The 14,251-nt window shown below is 71.8% G+C and carries 13 protein-coding genes; 7 read left to right on the top strand and 6 right to left on the bottom strand.

The features are described from left to right. Nucleotides 1-44 precede the first annotated feature (44 nt). Nucleotides 45-410, top strand: a complete 366-nt coding sequence (locus HLK59_RS10730; protein WP_171141106.1) for a helix-turn-helix domain-containing protein — start codon at nt 45-47, stop codon at nt 408-410. Here the strand turns inward: HLK59_RS10730 and HLK59_RS10725 are convergent. After that, a complete protein-coding gene (locus HLK59_RS10725) occupies nt 395-1,057 on the bottom strand; it encodes a nucleoside/nucleotide kinase family protein (protein WP_171141105.1) in 663 nt (220 codons plus the stop codon). The two genes, HLK59_RS10730 and HLK59_RS10725, sit on opposite strands and share 16 nt — an antisense overlap. Nucleotides 1,058-1,141: 84 nt before the next feature. Here HLK59_RS10725 and HLK59_RS10720 point away from each other — a divergent pair, with 84 nt between their 5' ends. The 4 genes from HLK59_RS10720 to prcB all read left to right on the top strand — a co-directional run bounded on the left by HLK59_RS10720 (nt 1,142) and on the right by prcB (nt 5,091). Next, on the top strand, nt 1,142-1,537 hold the full coding sequence (locus HLK59_RS10720; protein ID WP_171141104.1) for an SgcJ/EcaC family oxidoreductase: 396 nt from the start codon (nt 1,142-1,144) through the stop codon (nt 1,535-1,537). A gap of 173 nt (nt 1,538-1,710) precedes the next feature. Next, nucleotides 1,711-3,186 carry a hypothetical protein gene (locus HLK59_RS10715; RefSeq protein ID WP_171141103.1) on the top strand — a complete coding sequence of 492 codons (1,476 nt, stop codon included), beginning with the start codon at nt 1,711-1,713 and terminating at the stop codon, nt 3,184-3,186. Then, nucleotides 3,183-4,127: a lysylphosphatidylglycerol synthase domain-containing protein gene (locus tag HLK59_RS10710; protein ID WP_171141102.1), complete on the top strand. Its 945-nt coding sequence runs from the start codon at nt 3,183-3,185 to the stop codon at nt 4,125-4,127. The genes HLK59_RS10715 and HLK59_RS10710 overlap by 4 nt, the downstream gene beginning before the upstream one ends. A 109-nt stretch (nt 4,128-4,236) precedes the next feature. Beyond that, a complete protein-coding gene (prcB, locus tag HLK59_RS10705) occupies nt 4,237-5,091 on the top strand; it encodes a proteasome subunit beta (protein WP_171141101.1) in 855 nt (284 codons plus the stop codon). A 12-nt stretch (nt 5,092-5,103) separates the two neighbouring features. Here the strand turns inward: prcB and HLK59_RS10700 are convergent, their stop codons facing one another. The 3 genes from HLK59_RS10700 to sthA form a co-directional block, all read right to left on the bottom strand. After that, entirely contained in the window at nt 5,104-6,063 is a 960-nt protein-coding gene (locus tag HLK59_RS10700; RefSeq protein ID WP_171141100.1) for a hypothetical protein, read from the bottom strand. Nucleotides 6,064-6,074: 11 nt separating this feature from the next. Further along, nucleotides 6,075-7,547, bottom strand: coding sequence for an APC family permease (locus HLK59_RS10695; RefSeq protein WP_171141099.1), 1,473 nt, complete (start codon nt 7,545-7,547; stop codon nt 6,075-6,077). 278 nt (nt 7,548-7,825) lie between these two features. Beyond that, complete coding sequence (gene sthA / locus HLK59_RS10690; RefSeq protein WP_171141098.1) at nt 7,826-9,229, bottom strand: Si-specific NAD(P)(+) transhydrogenase; 1,404 nt, start codon at nt 9,227-9,229, stop codon at nt 7,826-7,828. A gap of 91 nt (nt 9,230-9,320) precedes the next feature. On the opposite strand from sthA, the gene HLK59_RS10685 reads away from it, so the two are divergent. Then, nucleotides 9,321-10,451, top strand: a complete 1,131-nt coding sequence (locus tag HLK59_RS10685) for a sulfite oxidase (protein WP_171141097.1) — start codon at nt 9,321-9,323, stop codon at nt 10,449-10,451. A 39-nt stretch (nt 10,452-10,490) separates the two neighbouring features. On the opposite strand, the gene HLK59_RS10680 is transcribed toward HLK59_RS10685, so the two are convergent. After that, nucleotides 10,491-10,697, bottom strand: a complete 207-nt coding sequence (locus HLK59_RS10680; protein WP_171141096.1) for a hypothetical protein — start codon at nt 10,695-10,697, stop codon at nt 10,491-10,493. 141 nt (nt 10,698-10,838) lie between these two features. Between HLK59_RS10680 and HLK59_RS10675 the strand changes: the two genes are divergently transcribed. Further along, nucleotides 10,839-13,070: an MMPL family transporter gene (locus HLK59_RS10675; protein WP_171141095.1), complete on the top strand. Its 2,232-nt coding sequence runs from the start codon at nt 10,839-10,841 to the stop codon at nt 13,068-13,070. Here the strand turns inward: HLK59_RS10675 and HLK59_RS10670 are convergent. Further along, entirely contained in the window at nt 13,057-14,145 is a 1,089-nt protein-coding gene (locus tag HLK59_RS10670; RefSeq protein ID WP_346779697.1) for a PP2C family protein-serine/threonine phosphatase, read from the bottom strand. The two genes, HLK59_RS10675 and HLK59_RS10670, sit on opposite strands and share 14 nt — an antisense overlap. Nucleotides 14,146-14,251 lie beyond the last annotated feature (106 nt).

Below are 14,251 nucleotides of genomic sequence, written 5' to 3'. Positions count from 1 at the left end.
ATAGTAGGTACCTAGAGGAAAGTGGCTATCCCGGAGGGACGCGTATGAAGGCCGAGGCGACGACCGACCCCGCACTCGCCTGTCCCATAGGCCCGGTCGTGGACATCGTGTTCAGCCGCTGGACCACCCCGATCCTGTGGAGCCTGCACGCGCACGGCCGGCAGCGTTTCGTCGAGCTGGAGCGGCGCATCACGAAGATCACGCCGAAGGTCCTGACCCAGCGGCTGCGGCAGTTGGAGCGGGACGGGCTGGTCATCCGCACGTATCACCCCGAGGTTCCGCCCAGGGTCGAGTACGAGATCAGCGAGCTGGGCCGCAGCCTCGCCCCGCTCTTCGCCCACCTCGCCGACTGGTCCGCCGACCACCTCGACGAGGTCGAGCGGGCGCGGCAGGCCTACGACACCGCCTGACGGCGCTCCAGGATCCGGGTGGGGACGACGAGATCCGCGCGATCCCGGGTCGCCGCGACCAGGCCGGCGTTGCGCCGGTCCGTGCCCAGCGCCCAGGCCACGGCTTCGTCGTGCTCCTTGCCGAACCGCTCGTGCCGGGCCACCAGCCGCCGGACCCGCTCCGGCTCGTCCAACTCGCAGAACCACACCTCGTCCAACTGGCGCCGCACCCGCACCCACGCGCCCGTGTCCAGCAGCAGGTAGTTGCCCTCGGTCACCACCAGCCGGGCCGTCGGCGGCACCGGCAGAGCGCCCGCGATCGGCTGCTCAAGCACCCGCTCGAACCCGGGCGCGTACACGATGTCGTCGTCCTCCATCGCGCGCAGCCGGCGCAGCAGCGCGGCGTATCCCGCCGCGTCGAAGGTGTCCGGCGCGCCCTTGCGGTCCAGGAGACCGAGCCGCGCCAGTTCCACGTCGGCGAGGTGGAAGCCGTCCATGGGGACATGAGCGACCCATGGCTCACCGCCCGCGTTGAGCTCCCGCACCAGAACCTCGGCGAGTGTCGTCTTGCCGGCGCCGGGGCTGCCCGCGACACCGAGGATCGCGCGCCGGTCGTCGCGGGCCAGGGCCCGGGCGCGGAGGAGGAGGTCGTCGAGTGTCAGCGGCACACGCAGAGTGTGTCATCCCGCCGCCGGGCGGGGACCCGGACCGGCGGGGAGGATGGCGAGGGGACACAGGAGGGAGCCGCCACCGTGCCCGACGACGCCGCGCAGATCCGCGCCCTGATCACGAACTGGGCCGACGCCGTCCACCGGGGCGACCTCGACGGCGTACTCGCCGACCATGCCGAGGACATCGTCATGTACGACGTACCGCCGCCCCACCACGGCATCCATGGACTGGCCGCGTACAGCGCCGCCTGGCCGCCCTTCTTCGCCTGGCAGGCCCAGGGCGCCTGCTTCGACATCGAGCACCTCGACGTCACCGCCGGCTCCGAGGTCGCCTACGCCCACGCCCTCCTGCGCTGCGCCACCCCCGAGGAACTCGCCGAACACCCCGGCCTCCGGCTGCGCCTGACGTTCGGGCTGCGCAAACAGGACGGGCGCTGGCTCGTCGCCCACGAGCACCACTCGTTCCCGCACGACTGACGCATAGTTCGCACAGTTGCGCTGATTATCGGACGAAATATCAGGCACCTGGCCGAACTTCCCGCTGCGCACAGACCGGACGCGGGTTAATTTGTCCATGTTTTCTCTATTTCCCCAGCTCATGGCCGTGGGGTCTCGGAAACCCTGCGACGCGTAGGGGTAAGGGGTGGACGATGGTGCACGGCGCGAACGCGACGCTCGTGAGTGTGCGACGGCGCGACACGGCGACCGTGCCCGGCACGGACCGGCGGCGGCACGGTGACGTTCTGCTCGCCGTGGTGGCCGGTGCGTTCGTCCTCGCCCAGCTGGTGCTCGTACGGCCCTGGATGGGCCTCGGCTGGGACGAGACCGTGTACGTCAGCCAGGTCGGTGCCCAGGCGCCACCCTCCTACTTCAGCGCACCACGCGCGCGTGGCATCTCGCTACTGGTGGCGCCCATCGCGTCCTGGTCCACGTCCACCGCACTGCTGCGCGTCTACCTCGCCGTGCTGTCGGGCATCGGCCTCTACCTCGCCCTGCGCGTCTGGCGCGGCGTCTTCCCGTCCCGTGTCCTCGCCGGCGCCGGCGCGCTCTTCGCCTCCCTGTGGGTGACGCTCTACTACGGCCCGCAGGCCATGCCCAACTACTGGGTGGCGATCGGCGCCCTGGTCTGCGTCGGCTCCTTCCTGCGCGCCCCGGCCAACCCGTGGGGCATCGCGGCGGGCGCCGCCCTCATGGCACTCATGCGGCCCACCGACGCCGTCTGGGTGACGCTGCCCCTCCTCGTCCTCGCGATGGCGCTCCGCCACTGGAGGCTGCTCCTCGCCCTCTTCGCGGGACTGGCCCTCGGCGCCGCCCAATGGGTCGTCGAGGCGTACCTCAACTACGGCGGTCTGGCGCAGCGGCTGCACGACGGCTCCCGCATCCAGGGCGGACTCGGCTGGAACCTCGCCGTCGACGACCAGATGCGCAGCCTCGTCGGACGCACCCTGTGCCGGCCGTGCACCGGCTCGATGCCCCACCCGGCGATCACCGCGTGGTGGTACGTCCTTCCGCTGCTCGCCGTTCTCGGCCTGCTCGTCGCGGTCCGCGCCGGCCGCACCGCACGCACACTCGTCACGCTGGCCTGCGCCGCGTCGACGGCCTTCCCGTACCTGTTCCTGATCGGATACGCGGCGCCGCGCTTCCTGCTGCCCGCCTACGCGCTCCTGGCCATCCCGGTCGCCGACGCACTGCGCCACCTGGTCACCGCACCGGGCGGCGGGTGGCGCCCGCTGGCCACGACGCTGGTCGCGCTGGGACTGGCCGGACACCTCGCCGTGCAGTACTCGGTCCTGGAGCGCACGGTCACCCGCAGCACCGCCGACCGGCAGGCCTGGGAGCGCACCGCCGCCGACCTGCACCGCCTGGGCATCCGGCCGCCCTGTCTGCTCACCGGGGAGGAGTCCCTCCCCATCGCCTTCTACACCGGGTGCTCCTCCGCGGCGGTGAGCGGTCCCAACAAGAACTCCACGCCGGCTCGGATCCGGGAAGACGCCCGCCGGATCCCGGTCGCCCACCTCGTCCCGGCACACGGCGGCCCGGCCGGGTACGCCCGCGACTGGACCCCGTACGGGATCGACGGGATCCAGGTACGGATCGGTCCGGCGGCGGAGGACGGTGGTCCATGACGTCCGAACCGGTCGTCGTCGCCCCCGGTCGAAGGCGCGTCTACTGGCACACCGCACTCGCCCTCCTCGTCCTGGTGGGCGTGGCCTGTCTCGCCCAGCGGCACTGGCCGGTCCTGGAGCGCGGGGCCGTGCGGCTCGCCGTCGCCGACCAGGGCTGGCTGCTGGTGGGCGGCACGGCGGCCGCCGCGACCTGGGTCTGCGCGGCGCTCGCCCAGCAGGGCGCGGTCGTCCGGCGGCTTCCCCAAGGGCGGCTCGTGGCCGCGCAGTTCGCCGCCTGCGCCGCCAACCATCTGCTGCCCGCCGGGCTCGGCGCGGGCGCGGTCAACCTGCGCTTCCTCATGCGCTGCGGGCTGTCGGCAGGGCGCGCGGCGAGCGCCCTCGCCGTCAAGGGCACCGCGGCCGCCGTCGTACGGGTCGTGCTGGTCGTGGCGCTCGCGCTGGCCTGTCCGGGCGCGCTGCGGTGCCCGCGCCCGTCCGGGGCGATCCTCGTCGCCCTCCTCCTCGCCGCCGCCGTCTGCGTCGCCGGCGTGCTGGCCCGGTCCCGGTCCCGATGCAGGCGCGCCCTGGCCGCCATGGCCGCCGACATCAGGGCCGTGCACGCCAACCCGCCCCGGGCAGCCGCTCTGTGGGGCGGTTCGCTGGCCTTCGCCGTCCTGCACGCCCTCGTCCTGATCGCCGTCACCCAGGCCGTCGCCCTCTCCCTGCCGCCCGCCCGGGTGGCACTGCTCTACCTCGCCGCCAGCAGCGCCGCCGCCCTGCTGCCCACCCCCGGCGGCCTCGGCTCCCTCGACGCGGCCCTGGCCTTCGCCCTGACCACCGCGGGCGCCCCGGCCGCCGCGGCCGCCTCCGCCGTGCTCGGCTACCGGCTCCTGACCGTGTGGCTGCCGCTGGTCCCGGGCCTGGTGGTGCTCGGCGTGCTGGTGCGGCGCAAGGCCCTGTGAGCGCAACGGGCGGGTCCACGGCGTGAGTGGTGATCCCGACCGCGGGTTTCCCGTCGGTCCGCTTCAGGTAGGACTCGGATGTCGGCCCGGGGACACGAGGGGGAACAGCATGACGGAGAGCGAGCGCGGCGGACGGCTGGGGGAGGAGTTCTTCACTCCCGGCACCGCGTCCTTCACCGAGTTTCTCACCGCGCACCGGCCCGCCCTGCTGCCCACCCGCAGACCCTTCCCCGACGGTGTGCGTGCCGCCCCCGACCGGTTTCCGCACGGCACCACCGTGCTGGCCCTCGCCTACCGCGACGGCGTGCTGATCGCCGGCGACCGCAGGGCCACGATGGGCAACCTCATCGCGCAGCGCGACCTGGAGAAGGTGCACCCGGCCGACGACCACACCGCCGTCGCCTTCGCGGGCACCGTCGGTCTCGCGCTGGACATGGTGAAGCTGTACCAGGTCGAGCTCACGCACTTCGAGAAGATCGAGGGCGCGCCGATGACCCTCAACGCCAAGGCCCGGCGCCTGGCCGGCATGATCCGGCAGAACCTCGGCCAGGCCATGCAGGGCCTCGCCGTCGTCCCCCTCCTCACCGGCTACGACCACACGGCCGCCGACGGTGAGAAGGGACGCATCTTCAGCTTCGACGTCGCCGGCGGCCTGTACGAGAAGACGGACTTCCATGCCGAGGGCTCCGGCTCGCCCTACGCCCGGGGCGCGCTGAAGAAGCTGTTCCACCGGGGCATGTCCCGGCGCGACGCCGCGCTCGCCGCCCTCCAGGCCCTGTGGGACGCGGCGGACGACGACTCCGCGACCGGCGGCCCCGACATCAACCGGCGGATCTTCCCGATCGTCTCGGTCATCACCGAGGACGGCTTCGAGCGGCTGCCCGAGGCGGAGACGGAGCAGCTCACCCGCGAGATGGTCGAGCAGCGCAGCAGCCGGCCGGACGGCCCGAACGCGACACCGTGAGGAACCGCCTGTTCAGGCGCGCAGCCCCACCTCCTTGCGCCACTTGGTGATCTGCTTTTCCGGTTCCCCGGTGTAGGACCAGGGGGTCCGGGTGGCCCGCCGCCCCAGCAGCCGGAACAGCGGGCCCGCGACATCCGTGAGGCCCGCGTGACAGGCCGCGTGCGTCAGGTAGTTGAGGTCTCGCAGCTCGGCGGGGGCGACCGGGGCCTCGGGCCGCCCGGCGATCCAGCGCTGCCAGGTGCGGCGTACGTCGCTGACGGCGCCGTCGTTGCTCCAGTGCTGGGCGAGCGCCACCGAGGACTGCCGGCCCTTGGCCGCGTCCAGCGCGAACCGGTACTCCTCGACCCGGGCGTACTGCACCAGCACCGGCAGTGCGCAGCCGGGCGGGGCCACTCCGGCCGCGTCGCGGGCGAAGTCGTACATCAGGCCGTGGGTGCCGTGCCAGCGGGACGAGTAGTAGTGCAGCACCTGGAGGTGGCCCTCCACGCTGTACGGGTCGCGCTGATGCAACTCGTCCCACCAGCGCGCCAGTTCCTGCCTCCGGACGCCCGCCGGGTACAGCCGTGCCACGGAGATCAGGGAGATCCACGGGGTGGGGTCGTCCGGATACGCGTCGGCGGCCTGGAGGCTCGCCATCACCGCGGCGTCGACGCGGTGCTGTTCGATCGGCACACCGCGGCCCGCGGCGATCGCCAGGTTGAACGCCCGGGCCGTCTCGGTCGCCGCGCGCAGTACGAGCGCGTCGGCGCTGTGCGGTTCGGCGGCCAGCCACGACTCGGCCGTCGAACTGCTCGCGCAGGCCTGGGCGAGCAGCCGGACCCGGTGGCCGCGGACCGGCCAGTCGGGGCCGGTCGCCCGCAGCAGTTCCCTCAGCCCCTGCCAGCGTCCGATGACGATGTCCTGGCGGGCCGTGGTGAGGGGTACGTCCCCGCAGTCGGGGTCGAAGTCGGGCGCGAAGCGATCCCGTGTCATCGCCACACCCCTCAGAAGTCGGTGGAGAGACCTTCGTGGACACGGGACTGCGCGGGCACGGCACCGTCGGGGACGTAGTCCGCCTCGACGGCGCGGGTGGCGTCCAGCTTGGCGGGCCGGTAGTAGTCGCTGCCCTTCTTCCAGTACCAGAGCATCGGGACAAGGCCGACGGCGAGTCCGCCGACGCCGATCGTGATCGCGGCCCGGCTCAGCTCGCCCAGCGACTCGACGAAGATCCAGAACATGAACAGGGCGCCCAGCAGCGGCCACAAGCCGCCGAAGAAGAAGTTGGCGGCGGACTTCAGCAGCATCTTGCGGTAGGCGACGACGGCCGCGAGGCCCGCCAGACCGTAGTAGACGGCGATCTGCAGACCGATCGCCGAGATCGCGTCGGAGAGGATGTCGCCCACCGAACCGAGCGCGTTGGAGGCGATGAACATCACCAGCGCCACCGCGCCGACCACGGCGATGGCGACCCAGGGCGTGTTCCACTCGCGGTGCACCTTGCCCAGCGCGGAGGGCATCGTGCGGTCGCGGCCCATCGCGAACAGCGAGCGGGTGACCTGGATCAGCGTGGTCTCCAGGGTGGCGATGGTGGACAGCATCACCGCGACGATCAGCAGCTTGCCGCCCCAGCCCGGCCAGATCTCCTCGCCCAGCACCGCGAGCACGTTGGCCTCGTTCTCCCGCACCTGCGCCGAGGACAGCACGACGTTCACCGCGATGGTGAACACCTCGAACAGCAGGAAGACGATGCCGACCCCGATCAGGCCCGCGAGTCCGGTCGTACGACGGCTGTTGCGGGTCTCCTCGCTGAGGTTGCTGGTCACGTCCCAGCCCCAGTAGTAGAACGCGGCGATCAGCGCACCGGACGCGAAGCCGGCCATGCCGTCGAACTGGCCGAAACCGAACCAGGACCAGTCGAAGACACGGGCGTTGTCCGTGTGGAAGAAGGCCAGGACCGCGAAGAGGGCGAGTATCGCGAGCTCGACGCCGGACATGAGGAGCTGGGCCCGCACGGTGAGCCGGGCGCCGCCGAGCACGACCAGCAGCATGGCCACGAACCAGGCGGCGCCGACGACCGTGGACAGCGCGGTGTTGTCGGCGAGGCCCTCGTCGAACAGGGCGAGCGTCATCGAACCGGCCGGGAGGGAGCCGGCCACCATGAAGATGGTCGCCGACACCACCAGCGCCCAGCCGCTGAGGAAGCCGAGGAACGGGTGGAGCGTACGTCCCACCCACGAGTAACTGGCGCCCGCGTTCACGTCGATACGGCTGAGGTAGCTGAACGCCAGCGCGATGCCCAGCATGGGGATCGCGCAGTACAGGAGTGCGGCCGGGCTGGCGAGGCCCACCGCGCCGACGAGGACCGCGGTGGTGGCGGCGATCGAGTAGGCCGGAGCGCTGCCCGCGACCGCCATCACCACTGTGTCGAACGTGCCGAGGGCGTTGGCCTGCAGCCCTCTGCCCCTGCTGTTGCTCATGCTGAAGCTGCTTTCCGTCGTGCACGACGCGAGGACGACCAGGCCTCGACGGCGTTGAGGAGTGGGGGGTGGAACCCGCCGCGGACCGAGGAAGGATGGCCTCGGCCAGCGGCGGCACATTGGGGGGCGGCGGACACCGTTCAGCATCGCGTCGGCAGACGGTCACGCACCGTGTGTGCGAGTGATGATAGCCCTACCGGATCTCCTTTCAAGATTGACCGGAGGGTAATCTCCCGCATCCAACTCCGCCGCAGGTCAGGGCCGTTGTTGACCGGAGTTCAGTCGCCGATGCGGTCGATCTGACGGAGCTTGTTCGTGGCGTCGAGGGCGGCGACCTTGTAGGACTCGGCGAGCGTCGGGTAGTTGAACACCGCGTCGACGAGATAGTCGACCGTGCCGCCGCAGCCCATCACGGACTGGCCGATATGGATGAGTTCGGTGGCGCCGGTGCCGAAGCAGTGCACGCCGAGCAGCGTGCGGTCCTCGGGTGAGACCAGCAGTTTCAGCATGCCGTGCGAGTCACCGATGATCTGCCCCCGGGCCAGTTCGCGATACCGGGAGATACCGACCTCGAACGGGACGCTCTCCTCCGTGAGTTGATCTTCCGTCCGGCCCACGAAGCTGATCTCGGGGATGGTGTAGATGCCGATCGGCTGGAGCTGGTGCATCCGCCCGACGGGTTCCCCGAAGGCGTGGTACGCCGCCGAACGCCCCTGCTCCATCGAGGTCGCGGCCAGCGCCGGGAACCCGATGACGTCGCCGACGGCATAGATGTGCGGCACCTCGGTGCGGTAGAACTCGTCGACCGTGATCCGGCCCCGCCGGTCCGCCGACAGACCCGCCTTGTCCAGGTCGAGTCCGTCGGTGAGACCCTGCCGGCCCGCCGAGTACATCACCGCGTCGGCGGGGATCTTCTTGCCGCTCTCCAGGATCGTCAGCGTGCCCCGAGGATGGCGCTCGACCGCGGCCACCGTCTCCCCGAACCGGAAGGTCACGGCGAGGTCCCGCAGGTGGTACTTGAGCGACTCGATCACCTCGATGTCGCACATGTCGAGCATCTGGGCGCGCTTCTCCACCACCGTGATCTTGCTGCCGAGCGCGGCGAACATGGACGCGTACTCCATGCCGATGACCCCGGCGCCGACGATGACCATGGACCGCGGAACCCGTTCCAGGGCGAGGACGTTGTCCGAGTCCATGATCGTCCGCTCGTCGAACTCCACGCTGTCCGGCCGCGCGGGACGCGTGCCCGTGGCGATGACGATGTGCTCGGCGCTGAGCAGCCGTTCGTGACCTGTCACCTCGCGCAGGGCGACCGTGTGGGCGTCGACGAAGCGACCGGTCCCGGCGTAGAGGGCGATGTGGTTGCGGGAGAGCTGGCTGCGGATGACGTCGACCTCACGGCTGACCACGTGCTGGGTACGGGCGGTCAGGTCCCCGACCGTGATGTCGTCCTTCAGCCGGTAGCTCTGGCCGTACAGATCGCGCTGGGTGAGACCGGTGAGGTACAGCACCGCCTCGCGCAGGGTCTTGGAGGGAATGGTGCCGGTGTGGATGGAGACCCCGCCGACCATGTCGGGGCGGTCGATGACGGCCACGCGGCGGCCCAGCTTGGCCGCGGCGATGGCGGCCTTCTGGCCACCCGGACCGGATCCGATGACGAGCATGTCGAAGTCGGGCATCTTCCGCAGTCTGGCAGTTCGAGGGCCCCGTTCGAAAGGGTGAACCGGCAGGCACCGTGCAAGGGTTGGCTCGCGGCGCGACACTGGTGTCATGGGTCATCGACTCGGAGACGCGAGCGCACCCGCCCGGCTGGCCGGCCCCGACGAGGGCATCGGCCCGGACGAACTCGCCCTCGCCACCCGCAACCACGGAATCCCCCTGGAAGCCCTGCGCCACGACCTCACCCCGCCGGGCCTGCACTACGTGCTGACGCACTACGACATCCCCTACGTCCCCGACGACACCGCCTGGCAGCTCACCGTCGGCGGCCTGGTCCGCCGCCCGCTGCGCCTGGACCTGGCCGCACTGCGGGCGTTCCCGCAGGTCACCACCCGGGTGACGCTGGAGTGCGCCGGCAACGGACGGGCCCTGCTGACCCCCCGGCCGGTGAGCCAGCCCTGGCTCGTCGAAGCGGTCGGCACCGCCGAGTGGACGGGCGTGCCGCTGCGGCTGCTGCTGGCGGAGGCCGGCGTCGGGGCCGGCGCCGTCGACGTGGTCTTCACCGGCGCCGATCACGGCGTGGAACGCGGGGTCGAGCAGGACTACCAGCGCTCCCTGCCCGTCGCCGACGCCACCGGCGGCGAGCCCGAGGTCCTGGTGGCGTACGCGATGAACGGCGCCCCGCTGCCGCCGCAGCACGGCCGTCCGCTGCGCCTGGTGGTGCCCGGCTGGTACGGCATGGCCCACGTGAAGTGGCTGCGTGACGTGAACGTCGCGGGCGAGCCGTTCACCGGGTTCCAGCAGGCCGTCGCCTACCGCCTGCGGGAGCACCCCGAGGACCCGGGCGAACCCGTCACCCGGATCGCGCCGCGCGCCCTGCTGGTGCCGCCGGGCTTCCCGGACTTCATGTCACGGACCCGGGTGGTCCGGCCGGGCCTGATCCCGCTGGAGGGACGTGCCTGGTCGGGGCGGGCGCCGGTGACCCGGGTCGAGGTGAGCGCGGACGCCGGACGCACCTGGCGGGAGACCGCGCTGGAGCCGGACGGCGGACACCGCTGGGCGTGGCGCCGCTGGCACTTCACCTGGACGGCGACGCCCGGCGAACACCTGCTGAGCGCGCGGGCCACCGACGCCGAGGGACACACCCAGCCGCTGGACCAGCCCTGGAACCGGGGCGGGTTCGCCAACAACCTCGTGCAGCGGGTTCCGGTGCTGTGCCTGGACGAGGACGCACCCGACTGACGGGCCCGGCCGGACGCCGGGCCCGGACCGTGGGGGAGTTCAGGGCAGCAGCTTCTCCAGGGCGGCCGGCCCCTCGGCCGCCAGCTTGCGCCGGGCCCACTCCAGATTGGCCGGGGTCAGGTCCCGGCCCGCCGCGAGGACCACGTCCTCGGGCGACACCTCGGTGCCGGTACGGGTGTGGAGCAGGGCGTCCGGGGTGACGCGGTCCTCGGACGGACCGGACGCGTCGGGCTGTGACGTCGGCATGATCTCTGCTCCTCGGGTCGTCATCGGGTCCGCTCTCACCATTCACCCCGGGAGCGTCGCGTGCATCCGGAGCGGACTCGCCCGGGATGCCGAGGTGATCGGGCGGGCGTGTAATGGGGGTACCGAACGAAGGTCCAGGACATGTCACCCACTCGAAGTACCGCAGGGGACGAGGGGACCGCCGCCATCGGGGCACTGCGACGGCTGGGCCAGTGGTGTGCCCGGCATTTCGTGATCGTCATCGTGGGCTGGCTGGTCGCCCTGGTCGCTCTCCAGGTACTGAACCGGTCGGTCGGCGGAGAGTACGAGGACAACTTCTCCCTGCCCGACGTGCAGTCCCAACAGGGCCTGGACGTCCTGAAGAAGCACGACCCGGCGGCGGGCGGCTACAGCAGCCAGATCGTCGTGCACGACGGCGACAAGGCGCTCACCTCGCTGGGCTCCCAGATGTCGACGACCGTCGGCGACCTCCAGAAGCTCCCGCACGTCCTGGCTGTCCAGAACCCGCTGACCGCCACCGCCTCGCCCGTCGGACCGCTGTCCTCCGACGCGAAGACCGCGTACATCACGGTCCGCTTCGACGTGCAGCCCTCCACCCTGGGCGACGACTACCTGCACGGGGTGGACACCTCGGTGCAGCCGCTGCGGTCGGCCGGAGCCGACGTCGAGTACGGCGGACCGCTCGGCGAGCTGGCGCGGCCCGCCGCCGACGACCGGGTGAGCGAACTGATCGGTTTCGCGGTGGCGATCGTCGTCCTGCTCATCGGCTTCGGCAGCGTGATCGCCGCGGGCCTGCCGCTGGTGACCGCGTTGATCAGTGTGATCGGCGGGCTCGCCTGCCTCGGACTGCTCGCCGCCGCGTTCACCTTCGCGACCGTCTCGCCGACCCTGGCCACGATGATCGGACTCGGCGTCGGTATCGACTACGCGCTGTTCCTGATCACCCGCCATCGGCAGTACCTGATGAACGGCGCCGACCCGGTCACCGCCGCGGGCCGGGCCAACGCGACCAGCGGGCGTGCCGTGCTCGTCTCGGGCTGCACGGTCATCGTCGCGCTCGCGGGCCTGTCCGCCTCCGGCGTGTCGTTCATCGGCAAACTGGGCCTCGCCGCCGCCGTGACGGTCGTCTCCGCCGTGCTCGGCGCGCTCACCCTGGTCCCGGCCCTGCTCGGGCTGATCGGCACCCGTATCGACCGCTACCGGGTGCGCCGGCCCGTGGCCGAGACCGACGCCGAGGAGGGCGCCGAGCCGCACGGCACCTGGCACCGCTACGCGCTGCGCGTGGAACACCACCCGCTGCGCTACCTGGCCGCGGGTGTCGTGACCGTCGCCGTCCTCGCCATCCCGGTCTTCTCCATCCAGCTCGGCCACATCGGCGACGGCGCCGACCCCACCTCCTTCACCGACCGGCGCGCCTACGACCTGATGACCGACGCGTTCGGGCCCGGCTCCAACGGCCCGCTCACCGTCGTCATCGACCAGACCTCCGTACCGGACTCCGGGCGCTCCGCGCTCAGTTCACAGGCCCAGAAGACCCTCGACGGTGTCTCCGGCGCGGCCGTCGTCACCCCGCTGACGGCCACCCAGGACGGCGACGTCCTGATCGGCACGGTCTACTCGAAGACGTCCCCGCAGAGCGCCGCCACCACGGACCTGACCAACCGCCTGGTCGACGACACCCTGCCCGCCGCGGTCTCCGGGACCGACGCCCACGGCTACGTCACCGGCACGACCGCCGCGCAGGTCGACTTCCGCGACATCGTCTCCAGCAGGCTGCCCCTGATCATCGGTGTCGTGGTCGCGCTGGCCTTCCTGATCATCCTCGCGGTCTTCCGCGGACTGCTCGTCGCGATCAAGGCGGCCGTCCTCAACATCCTGTCGATCGCCGCTTCCTACGGTGTCGTCGTCGCCGTCTTCCAGTGGGGCTGGGGCGGACCCGCGCTCGGCGTCTCCGGCAAGGTGCCCATCGAGAGCTATGTCCCGATGATGATGTTCGCGATCATCTTCGGGCTGAGCATGGACTACGAGATCTTCCTGCTGTCCCGGGTGCACGAGGCCTGGCTGCGCACCGGGGACGCCAAGGCGTCGGTCGCCCATGCGCTGGAGATCACCGCGCGGGTCATCACCTGCGCGGCGCTGATCATGGTGAGCGTCTTCGCGGCGTTCATCGTCAGCGACAACATCGTGGTCAAGATGCTCGGTCTGGGACTCGCCGTGAGCGTGTTGATCGACGCGACCGTCGTGCGTCTGCTCATGGTTCCGGCGGTGATGACGCTGCTGGGCCGGCACGCCTGGTGGACACCGAGGTGGCTGGACCGGATCCTGCCGCACATCGACGCCGAGGGGGAGCACGAACAGGTCAGGCAGGGCTGAGGACGAGCATCGTCACATCGTCCAGGACGGTCCCGCAGTGCCCCGTCAGGTCGCGCCACACATGCCGCACCATGACCGCCGGCTCGTCGTCGGTGAACCCGGGGAGCCGGTCGAGCAGCGGGTAGAAGGCACCGTCACCGCCGCGGGCCTCGGAGACACCGTCGGACGCGAGAAAGAGCCGGTCACCGGCGCGCAATGAGACCGTGACCCCCACCGCCGGGCCCGCCCCGGACAGCCCGAGGCCCAGCGGCACACCCGCCGGCACCGCCAGCTCCACCACCCGCCCCTCGCGCAGCAGCAGCGGCGCCGGATGCCCGCACACCACGATCCGCACCTCCCGCGCGTCCGCGGAGAACTCCAGCACCACGGCCGTGGCGAACAACTCGGCGTGCGGCACGTCCGCGGAGTCCACGACCAGCCTGCGGTCGAGCCGCGCCGCGACCGATTCCGGATCCGGCTCGTCCAGCACCGCCTCCCGGAACGCGCCCAGCAGCGAGGCGACCGTCGCCACGGCCGACAGCCCGTGCCCCTGCACATCACCCATCACCGCACGCACGCCGTGCGGTCCTCGCCGTACGTCGAAGAAGTCACCGCCGACGAGCGTGCCGCGCTGCGCCGCCCGGTACAGCCCCACACACCCCACCGGCCCGACCCGCTCCGGCAGCGGCGGCACCACGGCCCGCTGGGCGGCCTCGGCGACCGCCCGTTCGGTGACCAGCTGGGCGTCCCGACGGCTCCGGACGAAGGACACCAGCACACTCAGCGCGGCGACGAAGGACACGGTCAGCAGATCGGTGGTGCCGGGATCGTTCAGCCGGAACGCCGGGACGACCAGCACGCTCACCACGAGGGCGCCGAGCAGCGCGGTCCCCGCGGGGCCGTAGGACAGCACGGCCAGCGGAGGGATGGCACCCAGCAGGAAGCCGATGTCCAGGGGCTCGGGGCTGGCCAGGGTCGCCGCGCACACCCCCGCGAGCAGGGCGGGCGGCAGCACGCGTACCCAGCCGGGCGGCGGTGCGCCGTGCAACCAGCCGCGCCGCTCCCGGTGGTCCCGTGCGACCCGCGCCTTTCCCACGCCTCTACGGTCCTCCGAGCCGGTGCGCCCCGCACGCCGGGAAATCGGCTGGACACCCAGCCGGAGCCGCTTCTAGCATGACGCCGTCACGCCCCGAGACCTACGG

The sequence above is a fragment of the Streptomyces sp. S3(2020) genome (assembly GCF_013044505.1).
GTDB lineage: Bacteria > Actinomycetota > Actinomycetes > Streptomycetales > Streptomycetaceae > Streptomyces.
This window is presented reverse-complemented; position numbering and strand designations above follow the sequence as displayed.